Source organism: Cellulosimicrobium cellulans (genome assembly GCF_007679345.1).
GTDB lineage: Bacteria > Actinomycetota > Actinomycetes > Actinomycetales > Cellulomonadaceae > Cellulomonas > Cellulomonas cellulans_A.
The window spans coordinates 241,585-259,586 of record NZ_VEGH01000004.1 but is presented as its reverse complement, the minus strand read 5'-3'; the positions used below and the strand labels follow the sequence as shown (position 1 = coordinate 259,586).

The window sequence follows — 18,002 nt, the reverse complement described above, 5'->3', positions numbered from 1 at the left end:
CGACCCACCGAGCGCGTCACCTGCGCGTCACACGGCGGGGGCCGGCGGCGGCGCGCCCGGCGGATCGCCCAGCACCGGGCGCCGGGGCGCGGCCCGGTCGTTGGTGGATCGCACGAGGCCCCAGGCCACGGGCCTGTGGTTGGCTTCCCGGCAAGCGTGGACCACCTGTCCGCGACGACCGACGAACGACCGGGAGCAGGACGTGTGGCCGACGGCTGAACTGCACGTGCACATCGAGGGCACGCTCGACGCCGACCTCATCCGCGTGCTGGCGGACCGCAACGGACTGCCCGTCCCCGCCGGCGCCGGCCGGGGCGCGCCGTTCCGCGACCTGCAGGACTTCCTCGACGTGTACTACGCGAACCTCGACGTGCTGCGCACCCGGCGGGACTTCCACGACCTCGGCGCGCGGTACCTCGGCCGCGCCGCCGCGGCCGGGGTCCGGCACGCCGAGATCTTCGTCGACCCGCAGTCGCACACCGGGCGCGGCGTCCCGGTCGAGGACGTGCTGCTCGGGCTGTCCGCGGCGCTCGCCGACGCCCGCGCCGCGCACGGCATGTCCGGCGGCCTGATCGTCTGCTTCCTGCGGCACCTCGGCCCGGACGCCGCGATGGCCGCCCTGGAGGCCGTGCTCCCGCACCGCGAGCACCTGATCGCCGTCGGCCTGGACTCCAGCGAGGTCGGCTTCCCGCCGGCGCTGTTCCGCGACGTGTTCGAGCGCGCCGCCGCCGAGGGCCTGCGCCGCGTCGCGCACGCCGGCGAGGAGGGCGGGCCGGACTACGTCTGGGAGGCGCTGGACATCCTGGGCGCGGAGCGGATCGACCACGGCAACCGCGCGCTGGAGGACGTCGAGCTGGTCGCGCACCTGCGCGCCACCCGCACGCCGCTGACCGTGTGCCCGCTGTCCAACCTCGCGCTGCGGACCGCCGGGCCCGACCTGGCGGACCACCCGATCGCGGTGATGCTCGACGAGGGTCTGCGCGCCTCCGTGCACTCCGACGACCCGGCGTACTTCGGCGGGTACCTGGACGACAACGTGCGCGCGCTGGTCGCCGCCGGCACCGTCACCGAGGACCAGGTGGGCGTGCTCGCCGCCAACGCGGTGGCGTCGTCCTTCCTGCCGGACGCCGGCAAGGCCGCGCTGCTCGCCGAGATCCGCGCCCATGCCGAGCGGGTCGGCGCCGCGGTGCCCGCCCTCGCCCTCGACCCCGCGGAGGTCTGAGCGTGCGGAGCACGGAGGTGACCACCGGCCGGCGGGTGGCGGTCGTGCTGGAACCCGGCGACGAGGTGCTGGCGGCGTTGACGGAGGCGTGCCGGGCGCACGGCATCCGGCAGGGCTTCGTCCCGGTGTTCTCGGGGGCGTTCCGCACCGCGCGGTTCATCGCGGCCGACGTGCCGGTCGCCGACCAGGAGCCGCCGCTCCCCCACGAGGTCACCGTGACCTACACCGAGGGCATCGGCAGCGGCACGATCCTGTGGGACGCCGAGACCGGGATCCCCACGCCGCACCTGCACCTGGCCGTCGGGGTGAAGAACGCCGCCGCGGCGGGGTTCGCCGGGCACGTGCTGAGCGCCGAGACGCACTACACGGTCGAGGTGCTCGTCGAGGAGGTCGTCGCGCCGGCGCTGCTGCGCGTGCCGGACCCGCAGGCGTACGGCATCCCCACGATGCACTTCGCCTGAATCAGCCCGTCTCGTCCAGGCAGGTCATCGCGAGGAACAGGTCGACCCGGTCCGACATCGTGCTCATGTCGCGGTTGGTCAGCTCCTCGATGCGGGCGATCCGGTAGCGCAGCGTGTTCGTGTGCAGGTGCAGCTGCCGGGCCGTCTCCTGCCACGCCCCGCCGCCGTCGAGGAACGCCCGCAGCGTGCCCACCAGGTCCGCGTTGTGCCGCTCGTCGTACGACAGCAGCGGCGCCAGCACCTCGCGGGCGTAGCCGGACCGGGTGCTCTCCCCCAGCATCCGCAGCAGCGCGCGGTGCGTCTGCACGTGCAGCGACGTCGACACCACCACCGGCTCGGGGCCCGAGGCGTTCTGCACGCGCTCGACGGCCGTGGCGATCGCCGAGTTCAGCCGGCTGACGCCGCTGACCGGGTCGCTCATGCCGACCCGCAGCTGCCGCCCGTCGAGCAGCAGCAGGTACTCCTCGGCCAGGTGCTCGGCGAGCGGCCGCTCGTCGTCACCGGCGCCGTTGACCAGCAGGATCGCCTGGTCGTCGAACCGGCAGCCGAGCACCCGGTGGCCCCGGGCGGTGAGCGTGCGCTGCAGCATCTCGAGCACGGCGGCGCGCGGGAACCGGGGGTCGTCCACCCGGGCCGCGACGATCGTCGTCTCGTCCGACGGCGCCATGCCCTCCAGGCGCATCCGGGCCGAGATCGCGCCGGGCGACGCCTCGGCGTCGCGGATCGCCGTGATCAGCGCGGCGACCTGGGCGTCCCGGGTCTCGCGCCAGCGCGCGGCCAGCTCCATCTCGACCCGCAGCGCGCCGACGACCGCGTCCAGCGCGAGCGCCACCTCGTCCGAGAACGACCGGTGGTCGCCCCAGCAGCCGAAGAACCCGGACCGGTCGCGGGCACCCGTGCGGACGATCGTGGCCGGCCCGTGCTCCGTCCCCTCCCCGGGCAGGATCACGCGCTTGTCGTGCTCGCGGGCGACGACGGCGTTCCACTGCTCGGCGACCTGGGCCCGGTCCGGTGCCGCGCCCGCGGTGGCGAGCAGCATCCCGGTCTCGTCGATGACCCAGCAGCCGACCGCGAACTCCGTGGTGAACTGCGCCAGCAGCTCGGCGACGCCCCCGCCGCGGGACACCGTGTCGGCGATCCGGCGGCTGAACCGCATCGTGCGGTTCGCCAGCCCGGCGGCGGAGCCCGGCTGGCGGGCGGCGATCTCGTCGGCGATCCGGCGGAACGACACGCCGGGCGACACGGTGAGCAGGGTCAGCCCGCGGGCCCGGCAGATCGCGATGACCTCGTCGGGGATCACGCCGATCTCGATCAGCCCGAGGACGACCGCCGCCACGTTCTGCTGGGCCAGGGCGCCGAGGAAGGTCGCCGCCCCGTCCGGCCGGTCGAGCCACAGGCCGCTCGTGAGCACCACGTCGCCGGTCGACAGGAACCGCGACGGGTCCGGCAGGTCGGTGATGTAGGCCGCGGTCACCGGGCGGTCGAGCGCGTCCGGCTCGGCGGCGACGACGCTCAGCCCGAGGTCGGGTGCCGCCAGGAGGTCACGGACGTCCACTGCTCACCACCTGGTCCCGCTCGGCACCGGGACAGTGTACGAGCGCAGCGGCCGGGCGGGTTTCGCGGCAGGATGGCCGCGTGACGTCAGCCCTGGACCCCAGCCGCCTCGACACGCCGCGCCGCCTGCGCACGGCCATGTTCGTGGACTTCGACAACGTCTACATCGGCCTGCGCCGCCTGGACCCGGACGCCGCGGAGGCGTTCGCCACCGACCCGGGGCACTGGCTGTCCGAGCTGGAGAGCGGGAGCGACGCGGACGGCGACTTCACCCGCCGGTTCCTCGTGCGTGCCTGCTACCTCAACCCGTCCGTGTTCAGCCGGTTCCGGCCCAACTTCACGCGGGCCGGGTTCCAGGTCGTCGACTGCCCGTCGCTGACCCAGCAGGGCAAGAGCAGCGCGGACATCAACCTCGTGCTCGACGCCGTCGACGCGCTGGACGCGGACACCCGGTACGACGAGTTCGTCATCGTGTCCGCCGACGCCGACTTCACGCCGCTCGTGCAGCGCTGCCGCGCCGCCGACCGGCGGGTCACGATCATCACCGCGAGCCCGGCCGCGAGCGCGTACCGGGCCGTCGCGGACACCGTCATCACGGCCGACGACCTGGCGGAGCTCGTGACCGCCGGGCAGGGTGCCGCCGAGGCCACGGAGGTCGCGCCGGCGCCCGAGCAGCCCGCCGCCGCGGCCGAGCCGGAGCCCGCGGCGGCGTCCGCGGCGGCCGCGCCCGAGCCCGCCGCTGCGGGCTCCGGGTCCCGCGGCGGCGCGCGCCGCGACGAGCCGAACCCCGCGACGGGCTCCCCCGGCTCCCTCGCGGCGCGCCGGGCCGTGCTGCAGCGCGTCCGGTCCGCCGACCGCCCCGTGCCGACCGGCGCCGTCGCGCAGGCCGCGCAGAAGGCCGACCCGACGCTGCCCAGCACCCGCTGGGCCGGGACCGGTGGCTTCCTGCCCTGGCTGGGCGAGGCCGTGCCCGAGCTGGGCGTGGCCGCGCGGCCGTCGCCGGGGTACGTCTGGGACCCGAAGCGGTTCGGCGAGGCCGACCTGCCCGGCGCCGCGGCGGAGGGCCCCGCGGGCACCGACGCGTCGGCGCTGCAGCGCCAGGTCGTCTCGGTCACCGACACCCCCGGGCTGAGCCGCGACAACTACCGCGTCCTGCTCACCGCCCTCGCCGACGACGTGCGGGCGCACCCGTTCGAGCGCACCGCCACCGCCCGCCGGGTCCGCGACGCCTGCCAGGCGGCGGGCGCCGCGGTGGGCCGGTCGACCGTGAACACCGTCATCTCGGGGGTGCTCTACGTCGGCCTCGAGCTGGACGAGACGGTCACCGCCGTGGACGTGGCGGAGGCGTGGGCGGACAACGTCGTCGGGCTGTGCCGCGGCGCGCGGATGGAGCTCACCGAGGCCGACGAGATCGCCATCGACGACTGGGTCGGCGGCGGCCTCCTGGACGACCTGGACGACTGAGCCCCACCGGCGCCGGCTGGTCCGCGCTCAGCCGGGGCTCCGTCGCCCCGCGCGCGCGATCAGCCGGCGCAGGTCGGCCACCGCCACGACCGACGCGTCGTCCACCCGCTCGGCGAGCCGCTGCTCCACCCACTCGCGCAGGAGCGCGGTGACCTTGACCCCTCCTCGTCGGCCACCGCGCGCGCCGCGTCGAGCGTGGACTGCGGGAGCCGGATGGTGATGCCGACCATCCGGTTCTCGCCGGGCTCGACGAGCTCCGCGGTCGCGAGCTCGGCGCTCGTGTCGGCGCGGTCGTAGTGCCGGCGCAGGCGCCGCAGGTTCTCGGTCATCGTCCTGCCTCCCTCCGTCGCAGCGTGCGACGCTCCCCAGGGGTGAGGTCGCGCGCGGTCACGACGCCGGCCGCGCCGCCCCGCCCGGGGGCGAGCACGACGAGCAGCGACCGGCCGCCGCGGTTCCGCCCGTACACGAGCGTGGTGCCGGAGCGGCCACGGGCGCGCCAGTGCCGACCGCCCAGCACGTCCTCGACGTCGCGCGGCTCGACGCCGTGCCGGGCGATGTGGTCCTCGGCCTCCCGGGTCCACGCCAGCTCCACGATGGTCCACCGAATGTAACGCACATTGTCGTCCATCGACACCCCCCGATCCGGAGGTGGCGACGCTAGATGGGCGGACGCCCGGCCGGCCCCGCCGAGGCGCGCGACCTGGGGACGCGACACGCCCGGACGGCCTGTGGTCGTCGCGGTGGGGCGTCGTCGCCCGGGCTCAGGACGCGCTCCCGGACCCGACCCGGCCGTCACGCCCGGGTCGGCGCCCCGTCCGCCAGGGCCGGGTTGTCGATCGCCGCGGCCAGGGCCGCCGCGTGCTCCGCCGCCCCCGGCTGACCCAGCCCCGCGCGGTGGCGCCCCGCCCGGGCGACGAGCTCGCGCATCCCCCGGCGCGCCGCGAACGCCTCCAGGTCCTCGACCCAGCCCGCCGCGCCGGGCAGGGCCCGCGGCACCGCGAAGCCGCACAGCGCGTCCAGGCAGTGCGCCTCGACCCAGTCGTGCGCGTCGCGCTGCCGGCGGCACGCCCCCGGCGCGGCCAGCAGCAGGTCCAGGGCGGCGGCGTCGTCGCCCCGGGCGACCGCGAGCAGCCCCCGGCCGCGCAGGGCGTAGCCCTCCCAGCACGGGTCCCCGACCTGGCAGGCGAGGGCGTACGCGCCCTCGAAGCCGTCCTCCGCACCGGCCAGGTCGCCCGCCCGGAGCAGCACCTCGGCCCGCTGCGACCGGGGGAACGGGAGGAACGACGTCCAGCCGAGGTCCCGCGCGACGGCGCACGCGCGGTCCAGGGCCGCGAGCGCCGGGCCGGGCTCGTCGCGCAGCACGTGGAGCCTGCCGAGCGCGGTGAGCGCGTACGCCTCGGCCCGCACGTCGCCGGCCGACCGGGCGTCCTCGGCGGCCGCACCGAGGACCGCCGCGGCGCCCGCGTAGTCGGCCTGGTCGCAGCGCCCGATGCCGTCGAACACCCCCACCCAGGCGCGCAGCCGCGCGTCGTCGCCGCCGAGGTCCCGCGCCCGTCCCCACCACACGGCCGCCCGCGGGTACCGCCCGCGCAGCGTCTCCACGTGCCCGAGCTCCAGCGCCGCCCGGGCCGCGACGTCGGCGGCGCCGCACCGGCGGGCCGCGACCAGCGCCTCGTGCAGCACCGCCACCGCCTCCTCGTCGCTGCCGCGCACCCCGTGCACCAGGACCCGGCCCAGCGCGCCGAGGGCCACCGCGAGCCGCGCGTCGTCGCCGAGGCCGCGCGCGCCGTCCACGGCGTCGCGCAGCAGGTCGATCGCGCGCTCGTACGCCCCGACGTGCGCGGCACCCTCACCGCCCTCGACCGCGGCGTCGACGGCGGCGGCCGACACCGCCGGCCGGGCGCCCGCGACGCCGCCGGCCACCACCTGCCGGCCCCGCAGCGCCGCCGCCACGCTCGGCGAGGGCTCCACACCGAGCTCCCGTCGGAACAGCGCCCGGCACTCCGCCGCCCGGCGCCGGGCCTGGACCGGGTGCCCGGCGGCGACCAGCGCCCGCACCCACAGCTCGTGCCCGCGCTCCGCCAGCGGCTCGGCCGCGACGAGCCGGCCCGCGAGCGTGACCGCCCCGTCCGCGTCCCCCCGCGCGAGCCGGGCGTGCGCGGCCTCGTGCAGGATGGCGGCGGTCAGGCCGGCGACCCGCTCGCGCTCGGCCGCGAGCCACAGCTCGAGCGCGGCACTCCCCCGCGGGGTGACCCCCTCGAGGAGGGCGCCGCCGAAGCCGGGCAGCGCGAGCGCCTGCGCCCACGCCCCGGACGCCAGCACGCGGACGTCCACGACCGTGCCGGGCCGCAGGTCCAGCACCAGCGGGTCGCCGGCCAGGTCCGCGACGCCGTCGAGCGCCCGGCGGAGCTGGGACAGGTTCCACCGCAGCGCGGCGCCCGGGTCGTCCGCGTCGTCCACGAGCAGGCCGGTGAGCCGGCTGCGCGGCACGCCCCGGCCGGCCAGCACCAGGTACGCGAGCAGCAGCCAGGCCTTGCTGCCGCGCGGGGCGGGCACAGGGTCGCCCCGCCCGTCCCGCCGGATCGCCGGCGGGCCGAGCAGGGCGACGGCCGCCGGCGTCAGCCCGCGTTCCCCGCGATGTTCACGAGCCACATCGTGCCGAACTTGTCGGTCACCATCCCGAACGAGTCGCCCCACGGCGCCGTGGCGAGGGGTTCGACGACGTTCCCGCCGTCGGACAGCTTCTCCCAGTACCCCCGGAGCTCGGCCTCCGCGTCGGGCCCCCCGCTGAGCGACACCGAGAAGTTGTCGCCGGGGGTGTACGGCATGGCGTTCGGGGTGTCGGCCGCCATGAGCACGAGCCCGCCCGGGGTCTCGAGCTGGGAGTGCATGACCTTGTCCTTCTCGGCGGGGTCGTCGCTCGCCTGGAAGTCGCCGAACGTGCTGACGGTGAGCTCGCCGCCGAAGACGGACCGGTAGAACTCCATCGCCTCCCGCGCCGTGTCACGGAAGCCGAGGTACGGGTTGAGGCGCGTGGGCATCGGCGGTCACCTGCTCCAGGACGATCTGATGTGACCTGGCTCACACTGCCGCCGCTGCCCCGCCGCCGTCAAGACACGCCGTCACCCGTGCGCCGCGCGGTCAGCAGCAGGTACTCCCAGTCCATCACCACGCGGCCGCCGGTGCCCGGGCGGACGGACCGCCGGGCCAGCTCGACCAGGTCCGCGTCGAGGGCGGCCGTGCGGTCCGGGTCGTCGGCCACGGCCCGGTACGCGGCGATGGTCGGCCCGTACCGGGCCGCGAAGTAGTCGCGGAACGCCTCCGGCCCCGCGAACGCGTCGACGGTCAGCACCCGCCGCTCGACCCGCACGCCGGTCACGCCGTCGCCGAGCAGACCCCGCACGTGCGCCTCGTCGCCCCACAGCGGCGGCGGCTGGACCCCGGGCGGCGGTGCCGGCAGGTACGGCTTCATCGTCGCGAACAGCCGGCCGATGAACCCGGCCGGCGTCCACGAGAGCAGCCCGACCCGCCCGCCGGGGCGGCAGACCCGGAGCAGCTCCGCGGCGGCGACCGCGTGCCGCGGCGCGAACATCACGCCGATGCACGACGTCACCACGTCGAACGACCCGGCCGCGAAGGGCAGCGCCTCCGCGTCCGCCTCCCGCCAGTCCAGCGCGACCCCGCTCGCCTCGGCCGCCCGGCGGCCGGCGTCGAGCAGCGCCGGCGTCAGGTCCGCGGCCACCACCCGCCCGCCGGCCAGCGCGGCGGGCACCGCCGCGTTGCCCGTGCCGGCGGCCACGTCGAGCACCCGGTCCCCCGCGTGCACGCCGACCGCGTCGACCAGCACCGGACCGAGGTCACCCACGACCTCGGCCGCCACCGCCGGGTAGTCGCCCAGCGCCCACATCGCCCGGTGCCGCTGCTTCAGGGACGCCACGGCCGGGTCCTCCGTCGCGCGCGCTCCCCCGATGATCGTCATCATCTCGTCCACCTGCTCCTCGCCCTGGGGCGCCGGTCCTGTCCCGGCGCCCGGATGCGGACCACGGAACCCCGGGGGCGTGTGCGCGGGCGTGTGACCCCGCGCGCGTCGCCTCACACGCCCCGCACAGCGCCCGCACCGGGCCGTCCTGAGCGGGCTCCGTAGACCTGTGCGCATGACCCGGAACCCCCGCACCCGACCCGGCGGCGCACCCGCCGACCGACCGCGCCGGCGGCGCCTGCGCCGCAGTCTGCTCGTCTCGACCCTGGTCCTGCTGCTCGCCGTCGGCGGCGGCTCCGCCTGGGCCCTCGACCGGTTCGCCCTGCTGCTCTCGGCGCTCACGGGCCTCGGCGTCGGCCTGCTGCTGGCGAAGGTCGCGACCGAGGTCGTGCTGTACCTGGCGAGCTTCCAGGTGCAGCGCCGGTTCGTGTTCGTGTCCCCGCACCCGCGCGTGCCGGCCCGCTCCGCCCCGGATCCCCACCCGATCGTCGCGCCGCACCCCGACCGGTCCGGTGGCGACGCGACGATCGGGTGGCGATGAGGTCGCGCGTCACGCGCCGAGCAGCCGCCGCGCCACCGCCCGCGCCGCCCGCCGGCCCGACGCGATCGCGCCCTGCTGCGAGGGCGTGTCCCGGTGGTCGCCGCACACGTACAGCCCGTCCCCCAGGTCGACCGGCTGCCGCACCCGCAGCGGCGGCGGCGCCGCGGGGAGCGCGTGCGCGATCTCGTGCGTCGCGAGCTCGCGCCAGCCCCGCGGGTCGACGCCGAGCATCTCCCCCGCCTGGCGCCGCACCTCCACGGGATCGGGGCGGGCGGCGGCCTCCCACGGGCCCGACGGCAGCACCGACGTCGCCTGGACCAGCTGCGCGCCCGCCGGGGCGTACGACGGAGCGGCCGCGGAGATCAGCGCCGCGTCCACCACCGGCCCGCGCCGCCGGCCGTCGACCACGACCGCGTCCACCCGCGGGATGCCCTCGGCCGCCCACCAGGTCGTCGTGAGCCCGCGCATCGGCGGCGCGTCGACCCCGGCGAGCGCGGCCGCCGTGACCGGGTCCGCGGCGACGACCACGGCCCGCGCCCGCACCCGGCTGCCCTCGACCAGCACCGCCCGGCCGCCGTCGACCCGCTCGACCGCGCCGACCCGCGCGCCGGTCGCCACGTGCGGCAGGCCGTCCGCGAGCAGCGCGGGGAGCGCGCCCGCGCCCCCGACCGGCAGGCCCGGCGTCCCCCGCAGCATCGACCGCACCACCAGCCGGGCGAACGTCGCGGACGTCGCGCCCGACTCGTCGGCCAGCACCCCCGCGAGGAACGGCTCCAGCACCTCGTGCCGCAGCGGGCCGTCGACCCCCGCCGCGGTCAGCGACTCCGCGAGCGTGGCGTCCGGCCCGGTCTCCAGCGCGCGCACCGACCCCAGCGCCGGCGCCGCCCAGCGCGCGAGCGCCGCGAGCTCCCCCACCCGGACGTAGCCGCTGCCGAGCGTCTCGCGCAGCCGCGCCGGCGCTCGCCGCGGGTCCGCCAGCACCGCCAGGCCGTCGTCCCGCCGCACGGCGACACCGGGCAGGAACGGCTGCAGCCGGAGGGCGGCCACGTCCACGACGTCGCGCAGCGCCGGGTAGGCCGGGTTGATCACCTGGAACCCGCGGTCGAGCGTGAACCCGTCGACCTGCTCGCTGCGCACCCGCCCGCCCACGGCCGCACCCGCCTCGAGCACGCGGACGTCCAGCCCGCGCGCGTGCAGGGTCCGTGCGCAGGTCAGCCCGGCCAGCCCGGCCCCGACCACCACGACGTCGCAGTCCATGCGCCGGAGCCTAGGTGGCCGGTGGGCGGGGCGCCCGGCGGGCGGGACGGGCCCCGCGGCTCGTCAGACCGGGTCGATGCCCGACGCCACCGCGAGCAGCTCGTCGATGACCGCCACCACCGCCGGGCCGGGCTCGCGCCGCGTCGCGCGGTGCCGGGCGACGAGCCGCCGCGACCCGAGGCCCGGCACCGTCGCCACCGTGACCCCGTCCGGCAGCTCGCCCTGCAGCGCCAGCGCCGGCAGCAGCGCGACGCCCTGCCCCGCGGCCACGAGCGCGAGCGCGACGTCGAAGTCGTAGTACAGGTGCCGCGAGATCACCGGCCCGAGCGCCGCGGTGACCCGGCCCATCGCCCGCGCCGCGGCGGTCTGCGGCTCCGCCGCGAGCCAGGTCACGCCCGCCAGGTCGGACAGCTGCGTCGGCGTCGCGACCGCCCCCGGCAGCACCAGCCGCCACGGCTCCTCCAGCAGCACCACGTCGCGCTGCCCGCGCGGCACGTGCGTGTCCGCGTCCTCGTCCCGCTCCAGCAGCACGATGTCCGCGTCGCCCTCGCGCAGCCGGCGCATCGACTCCCCCTGCTCGCGCTCCTCGATCAGCAGCTCGATGCCGGGGTGGTGCTCCGCCACGACGGCGAACGCCGGGGCGATCACGGCGCGGATGGCGGTCTGGAACGCCGCGACCGTCACCCGGCCGGACAGCTCGCCACCGAGCTCCGCGAGCGACTTGCGCGCCTCGACGAGCTCGGACTCGATGCGCTCCGCGGCCTCCGCGAGGATCCGGCCGGCGGCCGTCAGGGTCGCGCCGCGGGGGTTGCGGTCGAGCACCGCGACCCCCTCCTCCGACTCGAGCCGGGCGATCTGCTGGGACACTGCGGACGGGGTCACGTGCAGCAGGTCGGCGGCGGCGAGCACCCCGCCGGCACGGTGCACGGCGAGCAGGACGGCGAGGCGGCGCGGGTCGGTCGGCACCGTTTCATCCTAATTCAGTTCTGCTGCACCCCTGTCGCAACATCATTCGATTGTGCTGAACCCGATCAGGCCGCATGATTCTGCTGCCGGCGAACCGCGGGACCCCGCGCTGCCGGCCCTCCACCCACCCCTCTGCCTTGCCAGGAGTACGCCCGTGTCCGCTCTCGTCACCGCGCTCGGCTGGGTCGGCGCGGTCACGTGCCTCGTCGCCTACGTCCTCGTCACCCGCGGGAAGTGGGCGCCCACGTCCGGGCGCTACCAGCTCGCCAACGTCGTGTCGGGGCTCTTCATGGGCCTGGTCGCCGCGAGCAGCGGGGTGTGGCCGTCGGTGGTCACCAACGCCGTGTGGGCCGTCGTCGGCGCGCACGCCGTCTCCGTGGTGCTGAAGGCCCGGCGGCAGCGGCAGCGCGAGGCCGCGGAGCGCGCCGCGGCCCAGGTCGCCGAGGTGCCGGCCGTCGCGGTCGAGCCGGTGCCGGCGCGGGTGGTCGACCTCGCGGCCTGACGCCCTGCAGCGGGGCCTGCGCACTCAGACGTCGAGCACCCGCAGCCGGACCCGCACCGACTCGCCGACCTCCAGGCCCTCCGCGGCGCGCACGGCCTTCTTGATCGGCAGCGAGTAGGCCCGCTTCCCGCCGTCCGGGAAGATCGACGTCCGCCAGGTCGTGCCACCGACGGTGACCTCGACGCGCAGCGACCCGAACCCGCGCGCGAACGCGCCCGCCCGTTCGAGGATCTCGTCGGAGGCGTCCTCCGGGACGCTGACGAAGGTCCAGCGCTCGGCGCGGCGGGCCTCCCACAGCCAGAGCGGGGCCTCGAAGTCGAAGGTCATGCCCCGATGCTGCCGCACCCCGCCGACACGCGACGGTGGTGCGGCAGCACCGGGCCCGTGGGTCACGGCACCGTGTGGCCCGCCGCGCGGTACAGCTCGTACCACTCCGCCCGCGTGAGCGGCACCTCCGACCCCGCCGCCGACTCGGTCACCCGGGACGGCGTCGTCGTCCCGAGCACGACCTGCATCTGCGCCGGGTGCCGGGTGATCCAGGCGACCGCGATACCGGTCGGGGTCACGCCGTACTTCTCGGCGAGCCGGTCGAGCACGTCGTTCAGCTCCGGGTAGGTCTCCCGGTCGCCGAGGAACACCCCGTCGAAGAACCCCTTCTGGAACGGCGACCACGCCTGCACGGTGATGTCGTGCAGCCGGCAGTAGTCGAGCAGGCCGTTGTCCCGGGAGATCGACTGGTCGAGCGCCGCCATGTTCGCGGCGACGCCCTGGGCGACCAGCGGCGCGTGCGTGATGCTCAGCTGCAGCTGGTTGACCACCAGCGGCTGCTGGACCGACCGCTTGAGCAGCTCGATCTGCTGCGGCGTGTGGTTCGAGACGCCGAACGCGCGCACCTTGCCGGCGGCGGACAGCTCGTCGAACGCCCGCGCGACCTCGTCCGGCTCGACCAGGGCGTCCGGGCGGTGCAGCAGCAGGATGTCGACGTGGTCGGTGCGCAGGGCACGCAGGGAGCCCTCGACCGAGGACACGATCTCCTCGTACGAGAAGTCGAAGTACGGGCCGTCCTTGATGATCCCGGCCTTCGTCTGGATGACGAACTCGTCGCGCTGGGAAGGCGTCAGGTCGAGCGCCTCGGCGAACCGGGCCTCGCAGCCGTGCTTCTCGTCGCCGTAGACGGCGGCGTGGTCGACGAACGCGATCCCCGCGTCCCGCGCGGTGCGGACGAGCTCGCGGACCTCGTCGTCGGACTTCTGCTGGATGCGCATCAGGCCGAGGATCACGTTCGGCGCGACGATGTCGGTTCCGGGCAGGGTGAACGTCTTCATGCTGGTCCCTCGGGTCGGCGGTGACGACGAGGCCCGGCCGGAGCCGCGGCGCTCGGATCGAGCCTAGAACGGCGGCGGGTCGTCGTGCGCGTCGGCGGTCGCGTCGTGGGTCCGCCCGGTGCCGGGGCGCACCAGGTACCGGTGCCCGGTCGGGGTGATCCACTCGAACAGCCCGGGCCGGATCTGACGCAGCCGGAAGCCGCCGTCGGTCTTGAGGCGGTGGTGGCGGTGACAGGCGGGTCCGAGGTTGTCCGCGTCGGTGCGGCCCAGGGGTGCGTCCGGGGGCGCGCCGGGCGGCGGGTGGTACTCGACGGTGTGGTCCAGGTCGGCGCGGCGGGCCGGGACGGTGCACCCGGGGAACGAGCAGGCGCGGTCGCGGGTCAGGTCCAGCCCCCGCAGCCACGCGTCCAGCTCCGGCCCCGGCGGGCAGGACGCGATCGCCTCCGCCTCCCGCAGGTCACCCGTCCGCGGGGACCCACCGGCCGCCACCACGGGGTCCGGTCCGAAGTCGGTCAGGCACGTCCCGTCGGGCCCGTAGACCGGCAGGACGACGGCGGCGACCACGTCGCCGTCGGTGCATCGCTGCAAGTCAGCCATAAGAAGACCCTACCGACGGCCACCGACACGGCCCGGCCCGCGAGACCGGCCCCGGGGACGACGCACGCCCCCGGCGCCTGTGGTCGGTTCCGTGCCGCGCGGCGGCCGGGCCGCCCGTCCGGGCGCGACTCCGCAGCACCCGCGAGCCGGTCCGCGCCCGGCGGCCTCACGACCCGCGCGGCGATCTCACGCCCCCCGGCGGCCCGTCGCCCGTCGCGCCAGCAGGTGCCCCAGCGTCCCGCCCCAGGCCGCGCACCCGGCGCCGAGCGCGACGATCCCGGCCCACGAGGGTCGCGGCGGGGCGTAGGTCGCGTCGCTCAGCGGCGCGTACGCGAACCAACCGGCCTGCGGGCGGGTCAGCAGCCACACGCCGAGGACGGTCAGCACGACGCCCGCCCCCGCGACGAGCCACGGCCAGGGCACCCGGCGGGAGCGGGACGGGGGCGGCGCGGGAACGGTCACCACGCGATCCTCCCCGACGTTCACCGCACCGCGACGGAGACGCGCAGGTCCACCTCGTCCCCCAGGTCGACGGCCTCGGCCCGCCGCACCGCGTCCTTGATCGGCACGAGGTACCCGCCGTCCTTCGGGAACAGCGACGTCGTCCACCGGGTCCCGCCGAGCGTCACCGCGACCGGGATCACGCCCCAGCCGTAGGAGACCAGGGACGACGCGGCGCGGAGCTCGTCGGCCTCCGGCTCGGGCACGGCGACGTAGTGGTACGGCGCGGGCCCCCGCCAGTGGATGATCTCGCCCCGGAACCGCAGGTCCATCGCGCCAGCGTACGGACGCCCTCCCCCGCACGGCAGACCCCGGCCCCGATCCATCTCGGCAAACCCCTTGCTGCCGCCCCACCACCGGAGAACGCTGGGAGGCGTCCCACCGCCGCACCAGCCGCAGCGCGAAGGAGCGCCCGCATGACCGCATCGGTGAGCACCCAGGACGTCGACGGCCTGCGCGCCCGGTTCTCGGGCCGCGTCGTGGTGCCGGGCGACCCGGACTACGACGCCCTCCGGGTGGTCGTCCTCGGCGGCGTCGACCCGCGCCCCGCCGTGATCGCCCGCCCGCACGACGACGCGGACGTGGTCGCGGCGGTCGCGTTCGCCCGGGACACCGGCCTGCCGCTCGCGGTGCGCAGCGGCGGGCACAGCGGCGCCGGCCACGGCACGGTGGACGACGGCCTGGTGATCGACCTGCGCGACATGCGCGCGGTCGAGGTGGACGCCGCGGACCGCACCGCGTGGGTCCAGGCCGGCGCGACCGCCGGCGAGACGACGGCCGCCACGGCGGCGCACGGGCTCGCGGTCGGGTTCGGCGACACGGGCTCCGTCGGCGTCTCGGGCATCACGCTGGGCGGCGGGGTCGGCTTCCTGTCCCGCTCGCACGGCCTCACGGTCGACAACCTGCTGGCCGCCGACGTGGTGCTGGCGGACGGCCGGGTGGTGCGCGCGGACGCCGACCAGCACCCGGACCTGTTCTGGGCGCTGCGCGGAGGTGGCGGGAACTTCGGGGTCGTGACCCGGCTGCGGTTCCGGCTGCACCCGCTCGACGGCGTGACCGGCGGGATGCTGCTGCTCCCCGCGACGCCGGCGGTGCTCGCCGGGTTCGTCGCGGCCCTGCGGGACGGGCCGGACGAGCTCACCGCGATCCTGAACGTGATGCCGTGCCCGCCGCTGCCGTTCGTCCCCGCGGAGCGGCACGGCGTGCTGTCGGTGATGGCGCTGGTCTGCTGGTCCGGGCCGGCGGAAGCCGCCGACGCCGCGCTCGCGCCGGTCCGCGCGCTCGCCGAGCCGGTCGCCGACCTGGTCCGGCCGGTCGCCTACCCCGAGCTGTTCCCGCCCGGCGACCCGGAGTACCACCCGACCGCGGTCGCCCGCACGCTCCTGCTGGACGACGTCGACCTGCCGCTGGCGGAGGCCGTCGTCGAGAGGCTCGGGCAGCTCGACGGGATGCGGGTCGTCCAGCTGCGCGCCCTCGGCGGGGCGATCGGGCGGGTGCCGGCGGACGCCACCGCGTTCGCGCACCGGTCGAGCCGCCTGATGGGGAACGTCGCCGCGTTCGTCACCGGCCCCGAGGACCGGGCCGCCCGCACCGCGTGGGTCGACGGCACGGTCGCCCTGCTCGACCAGGGCGACGCGGGCGCGTACGTGAACTTCCTCGGCGACGAGGGGCCCGATCGCGTGCGGGCGGCGTACCCCGGCGCGACCTGGGACCGGCTGGCGGCGGTCAAGGCGGTCTACGACCCCGCGAACCTCTTCCGCCGGAACCAGAACGTGCCGCCGGCCGGGTGAGCGCGCTCTCGCTGCGGGCGCTGAACCGCACCCTGCTGCGCCGCCAGCTGCTCGATGCGCGCGCCGACGTCCCCGTCGCCGACGCGGTCGCGCGGCTGCTGGCGGTGCAGGCGCAGGAGCCGAACTGGGTGTTCGCCGCGCTGTGGTCGCGGGTCGCCGGCCTCACCCGCGCCGACGTCGAGGCCGCGGTCGAGGCGCGGGCTCTGGTGCGCGGCCCGCTGCTGCGCGGGACCCAGCACCTGGTGACGGCCGACGACTACCGGTGGCTGCGCCCGACCGTCGCGCCGGTCCTCGACCGCCTGTCCCGGGCGCCGTACTACCGCGACCAGACCGGCGGGATCGACCCGGCGGAGCTGGTCGCGCTCGCCCGGGACGTCCTGGGCGACGACCTCGTGCCGCGGCGCGACCTCGGGGCCGCGCTCGCCGCCCGCTGGCCCGGTCGGCGGGCCGCGGTGCTCGCGGCGGCGGTCGAGTCGCTGACGCCCGTGGTGCACGGCCCGGCGACCTCGGCGTTCGGGTCCTGGTGGAGCCGGCGGTCGATCCGGGTCGCCGACGCGGCGGCGTGGCTCGGCGCGCCGATGCGGGACCCGGATCTGCCCGCGCTCGTGCGCCGGTACCTCGCGGCGTTCGGCCCGGCGTCCGTCATGGACCTGCAGGCGTTCACCGGCCTGACCCGGCTGCGGCCGGTGGTCGAGGACCTGCGCGACGGGCTCCGGACCTACCGCGGCCCGGACGGCGCCGAGCTGCTCGACGTCGTCGACGGCGCGCTGGTCGACGAGGACGCGCCGGTGCCCGTGCGGCTGCTCGGGGCGTTCGACGACGCCGTCCTCGGCCACCGCGACCGCACCCGGGTGCTGCCCGAGCCGTTCCGGACGACGGTGATGCCGGGCTACTCGATGGTGCACGCGACGGTGCTGGTCGACGGCTTCGTCGCCGCGACGTGGACGGTCGACGACGGCGCGCTCGCCGTGCACCCCCTCGCGCCCCTGCCGCCCGGGGCCGAGGACGACGTGCTGGCGGAGGCGGCGCGGATGGCGGCGTTCCTCGACCTCGACCCCGCGGTGACGATCACCCGATGAGAGGGCGGGGCGGGCGCACCGCCGGGTGCGCGGGCGGCGGCGGCGCGACGACGTACCCGGCGTCCGCGGACCCGTAGACCACGAGCACGCCGGGGCGGTGGTGCCACAGCCACGCGAGGTGCGCGCACAGCACCGCGTCGAGCTCGTCCTCCACCCGGTCGAGGTCGCCCGGCCCCGGGTCCGCGACGACCGCGCGCAGGCGCGCCCACCGCGGGCTCTCCCCCACCCGCAGCTCCGGCACCGACTCCAGGTGCCCGACGAGCGCGGCGAACCCGGCCCGCCGCCGCTCCCGCGGGCCCTTCTTGTAGTCCAGCCGGTACGGCAGCCCGAACAGGGCGACCAGCGCGGGGTGCGGGTACACCTCGAGGCAGACCGTGCGGCCCGCGCCCACCGGCGTCGCCGGGTCGACCGCCCAGCCGAACCGCTCGGCCAGCCGCCACGCGCGCGGGTCCGCTCCGCCGAAGGTGCTCCGGTTGGCCGTGTGGGCCGAGGCACCGTACGCGCCGAACGCGCGCCCGATCGCCCGCTCGGCCTCCCGCTGCCCCGTCGCGTTCGGCACGACGAGCGGGGCGTCGACGCCGACCACCGCGACCGGGCCGTCGAGGCGGCCCAGCCAGGCCGCGATCTCGTCGTCGGTGCGGCACGACCCCGAGCCGAGCAGGCGGCCGGCGTCGTCGACGACCGCCAGACCGGTGACGCCCGTGGACCACGCGAGGTCGAGGCCGACGTGCAGCGCGGAGGTCGTCACGCGCGCCAGTCTGCCC

21 protein-coding genes are annotated in these 18,002 nt (G+C 77.0%); 7 read left to right on the top strand and 14 right to left on the bottom strand.

Going from position 1 to position 18,002, the window contains the following annotated elements:
* Positions 1-202: 202 nt before the first annotated feature.
* Both add and FS882_RS20905 read left to right on the top strand, forming a co-directional pair.
* Positions 203-1,222, top strand: a complete 1,020-nt coding sequence (gene add / locus FS882_RS07595; protein ID WP_158372525.1) for an adenosine deaminase — start codon at positions 203-205, stop codon at positions 1,220-1,222.
* A gap of 2 nt (positions 1,223-1,224) precedes the next feature.
* Complete coding sequence (locus FS882_RS20905; RefSeq protein ID WP_187365194.1) at positions 1,225-1,683, top strand: PPC domain-containing DNA-binding protein; 459 nt, start codon at positions 1,225-1,227, stop codon at positions 1,681-1,683.
* 1 nt (position 1,684) lies between these two features.
* Here FS882_RS20905 and FS882_RS07585 read toward each other — a convergent pair whose 3' ends face one another.
* Positions 1,685-3,238 (bottom strand): PucR family transcriptional regulator, encoded by a 1,554-nt coding sequence (locus tag FS882_RS07585; RefSeq protein WP_158372451.1) that lies wholly within the window; start codon positions 3,236-3,238, stop codon positions 1,685-1,687.
* Between the two features lie 80 nt (positions 3,239-3,318).
* Between FS882_RS07585 and FS882_RS07580 the strand changes: the two genes are divergently transcribed.
* Positions 3,319-4,701, top strand: a complete 1,383-nt coding sequence (locus FS882_RS07580) for an NYN domain-containing protein (protein ID WP_158372450.1) — start codon at positions 3,319-3,321, stop codon at positions 4,699-4,701.
* Positions 4,702-4,760: 59 nt separating this feature from the next.
* Here FS882_RS07580 and FS882_RS07575 read toward each other — a convergent pair whose 3' ends face one another.
* The 5 genes from FS882_RS07575 to FS882_RS07555 all read right to left on the bottom strand — a co-directional run bounded on the left by FS882_RS07575 (position 4,761) and on the right by FS882_RS07555 (position 8,683).
* On the bottom strand, positions 4,761-5,030 hold the full coding sequence (locus tag FS882_RS07575) for a hypothetical protein (RefSeq protein WP_158372449.1): 270 nt from the start codon (positions 5,028-5,030) through the stop codon (positions 4,761-4,763).
* A complete protein-coding gene (locus FS882_RS07570) occupies positions 5,027-5,329 on the bottom strand; it encodes a BrnT family toxin (protein ID WP_158372448.1) in 303 nt (100 codons plus the stop codon). The genes FS882_RS07575 and FS882_RS07570 overlap by 4 nt, the downstream gene beginning before the upstream one ends.
* Before the next feature lie 164 nt (positions 5,330-5,493).
* Positions 5,494-7,257 (bottom strand): BTAD domain-containing putative transcriptional regulator, encoded by a 1,764-nt coding sequence (locus FS882_RS07565; protein WP_222848161.1) that lies wholly within the window; start codon positions 7,255-7,257, stop codon positions 5,494-5,496.
* Positions 7,258-7,319: 62 nt separating this feature from the next.
* Entirely contained in the window at positions 7,320-7,742 is a 423-nt protein-coding gene (locus FS882_RS07560) for a VOC family protein (protein ID WP_158372446.1), read from the bottom strand.
* Between the two features lie 68 nt (positions 7,743-7,810).
* Positions 7,811-8,683, bottom strand: coding sequence for a class I SAM-dependent methyltransferase (locus tag FS882_RS07555; RefSeq protein WP_316043626.1), 873 nt, complete (start codon positions 8,681-8,683; stop codon positions 7,811-7,813).
* Between the two features lie 172 nt (positions 8,684-8,855).
* On the opposite strand from FS882_RS07555, the gene FS882_RS07550 reads away from it, so the two are divergent.
* On the top strand, positions 8,856-9,221 hold the full coding sequence (locus FS882_RS07550) for a hypothetical protein (RefSeq protein ID WP_158372444.1): 366 nt from the start codon (positions 8,856-8,858) through the stop codon (positions 9,219-9,221).
* Between the two features lie 9 nt (positions 9,222-9,230).
* Here the strand turns inward: FS882_RS07550 and FS882_RS07545 are convergent, their stop codons facing one another.
* Together FS882_RS07545 and FS882_RS07540 are read right to left on the bottom strand one after the other, a co-directional pair.
* Positions 9,231-10,478, bottom strand: coding sequence for an FAD-dependent oxidoreductase (locus FS882_RS07545; protein ID WP_158372443.1), 1,248 nt, complete (start codon positions 10,476-10,478; stop codon positions 9,231-9,233).
* 63 nt (positions 10,479-10,541) lie between these two features.
* A complete protein-coding gene (locus FS882_RS07540; RefSeq protein ID WP_158372442.1) occupies positions 10,542-11,444 on the bottom strand; it encodes a LysR family transcriptional regulator in 903 nt (300 codons plus the stop codon).
* A gap of 154 nt (positions 11,445-11,598) precedes the next feature.
* On the opposite strand from FS882_RS07540, the gene FS882_RS07535 reads away from it, so the two are divergent.
* Positions 11,599-11,946, top strand: coding sequence for a CBU_0592 family membrane protein (locus FS882_RS07535; RefSeq protein WP_187365193.1), 348 nt, complete (start codon positions 11,599-11,601; stop codon positions 11,944-11,946).
* Positions 11,947-11,970: 24 nt separating this feature from the next.
* Here the strand turns inward: FS882_RS07535 and FS882_RS07530 are convergent, their stop codons facing one another.
* The 5 genes from FS882_RS07530 to FS882_RS07510 all read right to left on the bottom strand — a co-directional run bounded on the left by FS882_RS07530 (position 11,971) and on the right by FS882_RS07510 (position 14,641).
* Positions 11,971-12,273: a DUF1905 domain-containing protein gene (locus tag FS882_RS07530; protein WP_158372441.1), complete on the bottom strand. Its 303-nt coding sequence runs from the start codon at positions 12,271-12,273 to the stop codon at positions 11,971-11,973.
* 62 nt (positions 12,274-12,335) lie between these two features.
* On the bottom strand, positions 12,336-13,271 hold the full coding sequence (locus FS882_RS07525) for an aldo/keto reductase family oxidoreductase (protein WP_158372440.1): 936 nt from the start codon (positions 13,269-13,271) through the stop codon (positions 12,336-12,338).
* Between the two features lie 63 nt (positions 13,272-13,334).
* A complete protein-coding gene (locus tag FS882_RS07520) occupies positions 13,335-13,868 on the bottom strand; it encodes an HNH endonuclease signature motif containing protein (RefSeq protein WP_158372439.1) in 534 nt (177 codons plus the stop codon).
* A 186-nt stretch (positions 13,869-14,054) separates the two neighbouring features.
* Positions 14,055-14,330 (bottom strand): hypothetical protein, encoded by a 276-nt coding sequence (locus FS882_RS07515; RefSeq protein WP_158372438.1) that lies wholly within the window; start codon positions 14,328-14,330, stop codon positions 14,055-14,057.
* A gap of 20 nt (positions 14,331-14,350) precedes the next feature.
* Entirely contained in the window at positions 14,351-14,641 is a 291-nt protein-coding gene (locus FS882_RS07510) for a DUF1905 domain-containing protein (protein ID WP_158372437.1), read from the bottom strand.
* A gap of 144 nt (positions 14,642-14,785) precedes the next feature.
* On the opposite strand from FS882_RS07510, the gene FS882_RS07505 reads away from it, so the two are divergent.
* Complete coding sequence (locus FS882_RS07505) at positions 14,786-16,159, top strand: FAD-binding oxidoreductase (protein ID WP_158372436.1); 1,374 nt, start codon at positions 14,786-14,788, stop codon at positions 16,157-16,159.
* Positions 16,156-17,238, top strand: a complete 1,083-nt coding sequence (locus FS882_RS07500; protein ID WP_158372435.1) for a winged helix DNA-binding domain-containing protein — start codon at positions 16,156-16,158, stop codon at positions 17,236-17,238. The genes FS882_RS07505 and FS882_RS07500 overlap by 4 nt, the downstream gene beginning before the upstream one ends.
* Here FS882_RS07500 and FS882_RS07495 read toward each other — a convergent pair.
* Entirely contained in the window at positions 17,228-17,986 is a 759-nt protein-coding gene (locus tag FS882_RS07495; RefSeq protein WP_187365192.1) for a DUF429 domain-containing protein, read from the bottom strand. The genes FS882_RS07500 and FS882_RS07495 overlap by 11 nt on opposite strands.
* Positions 17,987-18,002: the final 16 nt, after the last annotated feature.

What these genes read in the sequence shown, in the direction of transcription:
- FS882_RS07575 (WP_158372449.1), bottom strand. Translation starts at nt 5,030, where the DNA reads ATGACCGAGAACCTGCGGCGCCTGCGCCGGCACTACGACCGCGCCGAC.
- FS882_RS07570 (WP_158372448.1), bottom strand. Translation starts at nt 5,329, where the DNA reads ATGGACGACAATGTGCGTTACATTCGGTGGACCATCGTGGAGCTGGCG.
- FS882_RS07560 (WP_158372446.1), bottom strand. Translation starts at nt 7,742, where the DNA reads ATGCCCACGCGCCTCAACCCGTACCTCGGCTTCCGTGACACGGCGCGG.
- FS882_RS07555 (WP_316043626.1), bottom strand. Translation starts at nt 8,683, where the DNA reads ATGATGACGATCATCGGGGGAGCGCGCGCGACGGAGGACCCGGCCGTG.
- FS882_RS07550 (WP_158372444.1), top strand. Translation starts at nt 8,856, where the DNA reads ATGACCCGGAACCCCCGCACCCGACCCGGCGGCGCACCCGCCGACCGA.
- FS882_RS07545 (WP_158372443.1), bottom strand. Translation starts at nt 10,478, where the DNA reads ATGGACTGCGACGTCGTGGTGGTCGGGGCCGGGCTGGCCGGGCTGACC.
- FS882_RS07530 (WP_158372441.1), bottom strand. Translation starts at nt 12,273, where the DNA reads ATGACCTTCGACTTCGAGGCCCCGCTCTGGCTGTGGGAGGCCCGCCGC.
- FS882_RS07525 (WP_158372440.1), bottom strand. Translation starts at nt 13,271, where the DNA reads ATGAAGACGTTCACCCTGCCCGGAACCGACATCGTCGCGCCGAACGTG.
- FS882_RS07520 (WP_158372439.1), bottom strand. Translation starts at nt 13,868, where the DNA reads ATGGCTGACTTGCAGCGATGCACCGACGGCGACGTGGTCGCCGCCGTC.
- FS882_RS07510 (WP_158372437.1), bottom strand. Translation starts at nt 14,641, where the DNA reads ATGGACCTGCGGTTCCGGGGCGAGATCATCCACTGGCGGGGGCCCGCG.
- FS882_RS07505 (WP_158372436.1), top strand. Translation starts at nt 14,786, where the DNA reads ATGACCGCATCGGTGAGCACCCAGGACGTCGACGGCCTGCGCGCCCGG.